This is a genomic window from Magnetospirillum fulvum MGU-K5 (assembly GCF_000442515.1).
In the GTDB taxonomy this organism is placed as follows: domain Bacteria; phylum Pseudomonadota; class Alphaproteobacteria; order Rhodospirillales; family Magnetospirillaceae; genus Phaeospirillum; species Phaeospirillum fulvum_B.
Genome location: NZ_AQPH01000100.1, coordinates 1 through 8,491 on the forward strand (window position 1 = coordinate 1; position 8,491 = coordinate 8,491).

Consider the following 8,491-nt stretch of genomic DNA (forward strand, 5'->3'; position numbering starts at 1 on the left):
GGGTTTGGGCGATAGCCCAATTCATGCCGAGACGGTGACGCTCAAACGCCGCGCGGGCTTACCGGCCGCCGAACGGATCATTTCAAAGGGCGGCCGGTATTACAGATCGAAATCGACCATCACCGGCACATGATCGGACGGCTGGGGCCAGGCGCGGGCCTCGCGCGCAACCAGGGTGGCGCGTAGGCTGTCCTTCAGCGCCGGGGTGACCCAGATATGGTCGAGTCTGCGGCCGCGATCGTTGCGGGTCCAGTCGGGCGAACGATAGCTCCACCACGTAAACAGCTTTTCGGATTCGGGCACGAAGTGGCGGACCGCATCGACGAAGGGGACGCTGTTTTGCAGCGCGGTCAGCGCCTCGACCTCGATTGGGGTGTGACTGACCACCGACAAAAGCTGCTTGTGCGACCACACGTCGTTGACCAGGGGGGCGACGTTGAAATCACCCGCCAGGATCACTTTGTCCTCGGGGCGGATTTCGGCCTGCATCCACTCTGTCACTTGGCGCAGGAAGTCGAGCTTGTGGGCGAATTTGGGATTGATGTCAGGGTCGGGAATGTCGCCGCCCGCCGGGACATACAGGCTGTGGACCTGGAGCCCGTCGTCGAGTTCGGCGATCAGATGGCGGCGATCGTCCTTGCCGCACCAGGACGGCGTCCGCACCGACCGGATCGGGCGGCGCGACAGCACCGCGACGCCGTTATAGCTTTTCATCCCATGAAAGGCGACGTGCTCGAAGCCGAGATCGCGGCAGGCATCGAGAGGAAACAGCGGGTCGTCAACCTTGATTTCCTGAAGACAAAGGATGTCGGGGGCCATCTCGGCGACGATCCGCCCGACCAGATCGATCCTGAGCCGGAGCGAGTTGACGTTCCAGGTAACCAGCCGTAAACCCATGATTTGAAAAGCCTTATGCCATTCGTCCGCCCCCGCGGACCAACTGACGCGGGGTGCGGAGCGTCCGGCATTATGCCGTTCGAACCTCGTTCAGGAAACGCTGGACCTCGGTTTCGAGTGTTTCGGTTTCGGACAACAGACCGTTAGCGGCCTGGAACACGCCTTGGGCCATCTGGCCGGTTTCCGCTGCCGCCTGGGCGACTCCGGCGATATTGCCCGAGGTCCGCGAGGTGTTGGCCGAGGCTTCCTCGACATTGCGGGAGATTTCGGCGGTGGCGGCGCTTTGCTGCTCGACCGCTCCCGCGATGGCGGTGGACAGTTCGTTGAGGGTGCGGATGGTCTGGCCGATTCCGTCCAGGGTCCGGGCCGCCGCCTCGGTCGCCTGCTGCACCGCCGTCACCTGCTGGGCGATGTCTTCGGTCGCCCGCGCGGTCTGACCGGCCAGGGTCTTGACCTCGCCCGCGACGACGGCGAAGCCCTTGCCCGCTTCGCCCGCCCGCGCGCTTTCGATGGTGGCGTTCAGCGCCAGCAGATTGGTTTGGCTGGCGATGTCGTTGATCAGGTTGACCACCGCGCCGATCTTCTGTGCCGCTTCCAACAATCCGGCGATGGTCCGGTTGGCTGCTTCGGCCTCGGCGGTGGCGGTCCGGGCGATCGCGGCGGATTGATGGACCTGGCGCGAGATCTCGCCGATCGAACTGCTCAGCTGAGTTGTCGCCGTCGCCACCGTCGCGACATTGGCGGTGGCCTGTTCGGTCGCGGTCGAGACATCGGCGCTTTGCCGCTGGGTCTGATCGGCATTGTTGGTCAGGGTATCGGACGACAGATGCAACTCGCTGGCGGCGGATTTGATCTTTTCCAGCAACAGCTTCACCGAGCCGTCGAATTGTTGGGTGGCCGTCTCGATCTTGCGCTGGCGCTGGTCGCGCAATGCCAGAGCGGCCTGTTCGCGCCGGGCGGTGTCGGCGGCGTCGATCAGGCTTTGCCGCCATTGCTCCAGCGCGACCGCCAGCGGGGCCAGTTCGTCGCGGCGGTTGGTGTCCGGGATTTCCGCCTCGGTCTGGCCCGCGCCCAGGCGGCGCACCGCATCGGTCAGGCGGTCGAGCGGGCGGGTGACCGAGCGCGACGCCAGCAACGGTGCGACCAGGGCAATCAGGGTCGCCAGCAGGGTCAGGGCGAGCACGACCTCTTTAAGATGGGCTTCGCGGCTGGCGGCTTCGGCTTCGGTGGCGGTGGAGAGGGTGTTGGCGGCGGCAACCAGGGAATCGATCGCGGCGCGATGCTCGTCATAGAGCATTTCCATCTCGGCAAAAGCCATCTGGGCGCGGAAGTTGCTGCCGCGGGCCAGAGCGGGGAAGTAGACGGTGTCGGCGACCTCGAAGAACTTCGCCGCCGGTTTGAACGACCGGTCGAGCAGCAACTCGGCGATCTCGCCGGTCAGACCGGCCTTTTCCCAATAAGCGTGACGCTCGAAATACTGACTCTTTTGCTGAAGTAGGGTCAGCTTCAGGCCGTCGAGATCCCGGGGATCGGCGTTCAGCGCGCGTGAGATCGTCTGATAGGCCTGGATGATGTATTCCGGCGGCGGATTGACATCGGCCAGCAAATCCTTGGCCTGAACGACACGGCCATAGACCGGGCCGCCGACCTTCAGTTCGTTGAAGACGCTCCACCAGCCGACAACGATGGCTCCCGTGGCGATCACGCTGACCAGGGCCAGGGCGATCAGCCGTCCCCGAATTGTGAAGATGGCACCCATGATCGTCCCGTTCCCTTCGTTTTCGGCACTCGTGCCCCTGTGATGACGGGCAAGCCTAGCGAACGGGGTGGGGAAGGGTCAATATAACTATCTAGTAGATGGGTAGATTATTTGGGTCTGCAAAAGGGGGCGTGCGACAGCGCGCGCCCCCCTTTCAGGCAAAGCGGTCAGGCGGCCTTGTCGCCGACCACCAGATAATTGACGTCGAGGCTGTCGGTCTCGCGCCATTCGTCGGAAATCGGATTATAGGCGACGCCGACAAAGCGACGGGTCTTGATCCCGGCGGTGCCCAGGATGCGCGAGAATTCGGACGGGCGGACGAATTTGTGCCAGTCGTGGGTGCCGCGCGGCAGCCAGCGCAGCACATATTCAGCACCAACCACCGCCAGCAGCCACGCCTTGGGGGTACGGTTCATCGTCGCGCCGACAAACACGCCCCCCGGCTTCAGGTGGGCACCGGCCGCGCGCAGGAACAGATCGACATCGGTGACGTGCTCGACCACTTCCATACACAAGACGACGTCGAACATCTCGGACGGGTCAAGCTGTTCTGGCGAGGCAACCCGATAGGTGACGTTGGCGCCGGTCTTTTCGGCGTGGAGAGAGGCGATCTTGACGTTCTTCTCGCCCGCGTCGATTCCGGTGACGGTGAAGCCCATCGCGGCCAAAGGTTCGGACAGCAGACCGCCGCCACTGCCGACATCAAGCAGGGTCAGCCCCTCGAACGGACGCTCAAGCGCGGCATCGCGCCCGAACACCTCGGCGAAGTGGCGGCGCATGAAGTCGATCCGCACCGGATTGAACTTGTGCAGCGGCTTGAATTTCCCGGTAGGATCCCACCAGGCGTCGGCCATGGCGGTGAAACGGGCGATTTCCTCCGGCGATGCGGTGCCCGGCTGAGTCATGTAGAAAAACCTCCTTAGGCGAGGCCCGCCCGTTCGGGCTGGGCCGCTCTTGCTTCCGAACCTTCGACAGAGTATGTATACGCGCCCTTCCGGCGGCAACCGGGCATGTTAAAGATTTCCAGTATCAGGCCGGGTCGTCCCTGGGTTTTCAGGCTGGGCGCCCGGGGCAAAAGGGTCTCCTGAATGGCTCGCATCGTAATGAAGTTCGGCGGCACCTCCGTCGGCGATATCGACCGCATCAAGAATGTGGCGAATCGCGTCAAGCGTGAGGTGGACGCTGGTAATCAAGTCGCGGTGGTCCTGTCGGCGATGTCCGGCGTGACCAATCAACTGGTTGCGTGGTGCAATCAGATGGCGAAGTTGCCTGATCCGCGCGAATATGACACCGTGGTAGCGACTGGCGAACAGGTCACGATCGGTTTGCTGGCGATCGGATTGCAGGAATTGGGGCTGGAGGCGCGCTCGTGGTGCGGCTGGCAGATCCCGATCCGCAGCAACGGCGTGCACGGCAAGGCGCGGATCGAATCGATCGATACCGCCCGGATGTCGGCGGCGATGGCGGCCGGACAGGTCGCGGTGGTCGCGGGATTCCAGGCGGTCGGGCCGGACGAGCGGATCAGCACGTTGGGGCGCGGCGGGTCCGACACGTCTGCGGTGGCGTTGGCGGCGGCCCTTGGGGCCGATCGCTGCGACATTTATACCGATGTCGATGGGATCTACACCACCGACCCCCGCATCGTGACCAAGGCGCGCAAGCTGCACCGCATCACCTATGAGGAGATGCTGGAACTGGCCTCGGTCGGGGCCAAGGTGTTGCAGACCCGTTCGGTCGAGATGGCGATGAAGCATCGGGTACGGGTGCAGGTTCTGTCGAGCTTCGAGGACAAGCCCGGGACTCTTGTTTGCGACGAGGATGAGATCGTGGAAAAGGAACTGGTGAGCGGCATCGCCTATAGCCGCGACGAGACCAAGGTGACCCTGACCCGGGTGCCGGATCGGCCCGGCGTGGCGGCCTCGATCTTCGGCCCGCTTGCCGAAGCCTCGGTCAATGTCGACATGATCGTCCAGAACGTGTCGGAAGACGGGCGCTTCACCGATCTGACCTTCACCGTCTCTCACTCCGATCTGGAGCGGGCGCGCGAAGTGCTGAATGCCGCCAAGCCGGATCTGGGCTTCGAGGCCCTGAGCGACGATCCCGCCGTGGTCAAGGTGTCGGTGATCGGCGTCGGCATGCGCTCGCACGCCGGTATCGCTCAGAAGATGTTCCAGACCCTGGCGGAAGAGGGGATCAACATCCAGGTTATCTCGACGTCGGAAATCAAGATCAGCGTGCTGATCGCGGAAAAGTACACCGAACTGGCGCTCAGGGCGCTTCATACCGCTTACGGACTCGACGCGGCCTGATATCGGGCCGAAACGGGGCCGTCTCTACCCTGGGCCGTGGCACCCGCCGCGGTCACCGGGGGAGCGGAAAGAACGGATCAGAGGATCTGATGAACAAGGCTAAGGCGAAACAGCGGCTTGAGCTCTTATGGCGTCGCGGTCGGGAATTTCTCGGCACCGAATACGCCATCATGGGCGGCGCGATGTCGTGGATATCCGAGCGTAATCTGGTCGCCGCGATTTCGAACGGCGGCGGGTTCGGGGTTCTGGCCTGCGGCACGATGACGCCGGACCGGCTGGCCGAGGAAATTCAGGCGACCCAGGCGCTGACCACCCGCCCGTTCGGTGTCAATCTGATCACGATGCATACCGATCTGGACGCGCTGATCGATGTCTGCGGCCGTTTGTCGGTCGGGCATATCGTGCTGGCCGGTGGGCTGCCCACCGCCGCTGCGATCCGCCGGGCCAAGGATCAGGGCGCCCGGGTGATGGGCTTTGCCCCGACGGTACCGTTCGCCCGCAAGCTGGTGCGGACCGGCATCGACGCCCTGGTGATCGAAGGCACCGAAGCGGGCGGCCATATCGGGCCGGTCGCGACCAGCGTGCTGGCCCAGGAAATCCTGCCCCAGGTCACCGAGGTTCCGGTGTTCGTCGCCGGTGGTATCGGCCGGGGCGAGGCGATGCTGTCATTCCTGGAGATGGGAGCGTCGGGCTGTCAGCTCGGGACGCGGTTCGTCTGCGCCACCGAATGCATCGCCCACCCCAATTTCAAGCAATCCTTCATCAAGGCCTCGGCCCGCGATGCGATTCCTTCGGTCCAGGTTGATCCGCAATTCCCGGTGATTCCGGTACGCGCCCTGGCCAACAACGCCACCCGCCGCTTCGTCGAGTTCCAGCACGAGGTGATCGCCCGATGCCGCTCCGGCGAGATCACCCAGAAGGAGGCGCAGCTTCAGATCGAGCATTACTGGGCCGGGGCGTTGCGCCGCGCGGTGATCGACGGCGATATCGAGAACGGCTCGCTGATGGCCGGTCAGAGCGTCGGGTTGGTCACGCGCGAACAGCCCACCGCCGAGATTTTGGGCGAGGTGGTGGAACAGGCGATCGACGCCCTTGCCGCCCGGGAAGGGCCGTCGCTGGCCTTGGTCGGGCAGTGATCCGGACGCTGGCGTCGGGGGAGGTGTGATGCTGACGTCGGGAACAACATCGGTTTCGCGGCGGCTGCTGGGACGCCTGCGCGACGTCATGGCCGGAGCGGGCACCGCTCAGGAGCGGCTGGACAAGGTGGTGACGCTGATCGCCGCCGACATGGTCGCCGAAGTCTGCTCGTGCTACGTGATGCGTGCGGGCGAAGTGCTGGAACTGTTCTCGACCGAGGGGCTGAAAAGCGAATCGGTTCACCAGACCCGGCTGCGCGTCTCCGAAGGTCTGGTCGGCGACATCGCCGCCCACGCCCGGCCGCTGGCCCTGGCCGATGCCCAGGCGCATCCCCGCTTTGCCTATCGTCCCGAAACCGGCGAAGAAATCTTCCACTCGCTGATGGGCGTGCCGATCATCCGCGGCTCGCGCGTGCTGGGCGTGCTGGTGGTGCAGAACCGCACCATGCGCCACTACACCGAGGAAGAGGTCGAAACCCTCGAAACCGTCGCGATGGTGTTGGCCGAACTGGTCGCTTCGGGCGATCTGGTCAACCGTTCGGAACTGGTCCCGGTCGATGGTAACGCGGTGCTGCCGCTGCGCCTCGAAGGGGTGCGGCTGAATGCCGGGGTTGGGCTGGGGGTGGCGGTCCTGCACCGTCCCCGCATCACTGTCCGTCGCCTTGTCGCCGAAGATCCCGATATCGAGATCGACCGGCTGAACCGGGCGCTGGCGGCGATCAAGACCGAACTGGAAGAATTGTTCTCGCGCCCCGAGATGCGCGACGGCGAACATCGCGACGTCCTTGAAACCTATCGGATGTTCACCGAGGACAAGGGCTGGCTGAACCGGATCGGCGAAGCGGTGCGCACCGGCCTGACCGCCGAGGCGGCGGTGCAGAAGGTGCATGACGACACCCGCGCCCGGATGGCGACGATCACCGATAATTACCTGCGCGAGCGGCTGCACGATTTCGAGGATCTGGCCAACCGGCTGTTGCAGCATTTGTCGGGCGACGACGAAGACGGTCCGCGCGGCGAACTGCCCGAGGCGGCGATTCTGGTTGCCCGCAATATCGGGCCGATGGAACTGTTCGATTACGATCCCAAGCAATTGCGCGGGCTGGTGCTGGAGGAAGGCTCGACCACCTCCCACGTCGCGATTGTTGCCCGTGCCCTCGACATTCCGGTGGTGGGACGGGTCAAGGACGTGCTCGACATGATCGAGCCGTTCGACCCGGTGATCTGCGACGGCGATAACGGCCAGGTGTTCATCCGCCCGCCCGACGATATCCGCGAATCCTTCATCGAGGCGATGAGCCAGCGTCAGCAGCGCCTTGCCATCTATGCCAGGCTGCGCGACCTGCCCGCCGAAACCAGGGACGGCATCCGCATCGGCATCTTTATGAATGCCGGTCTGCTGCTCGATCTCCAGCATCTGCACGAATCCGGTGCCGACGGGATCGGGCTGTACCGGACCGAACTGCCGTTCATGGCCCGCTCGGCCTTACCCAACGTCGACGCCCAGACCATGCTGTACCGCAAGATCCTCGATCAGGCGGAAGGGAAGCCGGTGGTGTTCCGCACCCTGGATGTCGGCGGCGACAAGGTGCTGCCCTACTGGAATCCGTCGGACGAGGACAATCCGGCGCTGGGCTGGCGCTCGATCCGCATCACGCTGGATCGTCCGGCGGTGATGCGCCAGCAATTGCGGGCGCTGCTGCGGGCTGCCGCCGGGCGCGAATTGTCGGTGATGTTCCCGATGATCGCCGAGGTGGCCGAACTGGTTCATGCCCGCGAGATCCTCGATATCGAGATCGCCCGCGAGAAGCAGGTGGGCGGCGTGCCGCCCAGCCGCGTCCGGGTCGGTACGATGCTGGAGGTTCCCGCTCTGGCGTTCCAGCTCGATGCGCTGTTGCCGCTGGTCGATTTCGTCTCGATCGGCTCGAACGACCTGACCCAGTTCCTGTTCGCGGTCGATCGAGGCAATCCCCGCATCGCCGAACGCTATGATCCGCTGTCGCCGTCGATGATCCGCTTCATGCGTCATGTCGCCGACAAATGCCGCGAGTACAACGTCCATCTGTCGGTATGCGGCGAGATGGCGGGGCGGCCGCTTGATGCGATGACCCTGATCGGGGTCGGCATCCGCTCGCTGTCGGTGGCGGCTCCCGCCATCGGTCCGGTCAAGACGATGGTGCGCAGCCTCGATGTCGAGGTGCTGAAGCCGTATCTGCACAGTCTGCTCGACTCGCGCGATCATTCGTTGCGGCCTAAATTGCGCAGCTTCGCCATCGACCACGGCGTGTTGCTGTGAGAGCGCTTCCACCATTCCCGGGCAGGGGTTGCCCCGGACCGGTGGAATTGCTACACCAGGAAACCGCTTGACGAGAAGGGTCCGCCGCCGTGGA

The 8,491-nt window shown here is 64.4% G+C and carries 6 protein-coding genes; 3 read left to right on the top strand and 3 right to left on the bottom strand.

What is annotated here, in order from left to right; translation table 11 throughout:
* Positions 1–99 precede the first annotated feature (99 nt).
* The 3 genes from xth to ubiG form a co-directional block, all read right to left on the bottom strand.
* Complete coding sequence (gene xth / locus K678_RS16160; RefSeq protein WP_021133548.1) at positions 100–897, bottom strand: exodeoxyribonuclease III; 798 nt, start codon at positions 895–897, stop codon at positions 100–102.
* A 70-nt stretch (positions 898–967) separates the two neighbouring features.
* A complete protein-coding gene (locus K678_RS16165) occupies positions 968–2,656 on the bottom strand; it encodes a methyl-accepting chemotaxis protein (protein ID WP_021133549.1) in 1,689 nt (562 codons plus the stop codon).
* Positions 2,657–2,823: 167 nt separating this feature from the next.
* Complete coding sequence (gene ubiG, locus K678_RS16170) at positions 2,824–3,561, bottom strand: bifunctional 2-polyprenyl-6-hydroxyphenol methylase/3-demethylubiquinol 3-O-methyltransferase UbiG (RefSeq protein WP_021133550.1); 738 nt, start codon at positions 3,559–3,561, stop codon at positions 2,824–2,826.
* 183 nt (positions 3,562–3,744) lie between these two features.
* Here ubiG and K678_RS16175 point away from each other — a divergent pair, with 183 nt between their 5' ends.
* From K678_RS16175 to ptsP, 3 genes are all read left to right on the top strand, one after another.
* A complete protein-coding gene (locus K678_RS16175) occupies positions 3,745–4,965 on the top strand; it encodes an aspartate kinase (protein ID WP_021133551.1) in 1,221 nt (406 codons plus the stop codon).
* An 89-nt stretch (positions 4,966–5,054) separates the two neighbouring features.
* Complete coding sequence (locus K678_RS16180) at positions 5,055–6,101, top strand: NAD(P)H-dependent flavin oxidoreductase (protein ID WP_021133552.1); 1,047 nt, start codon at positions 5,055–5,057, stop codon at positions 6,099–6,101.
* A 28-nt stretch (positions 6,102–6,129) separates the two neighbouring features.
* Positions 6,130–8,397 carry a phosphoenolpyruvate--protein phosphotransferase gene (gene ptsP / locus K678_RS16185; protein ID WP_021133553.1) on the top strand — a complete coding sequence of 756 codons (2,268 nt, stop codon included), beginning with the start codon at positions 6,130–6,132 and terminating at the stop codon, positions 8,395–8,397.
* Positions 8,398–8,491 lie beyond the last annotated feature (94 nt).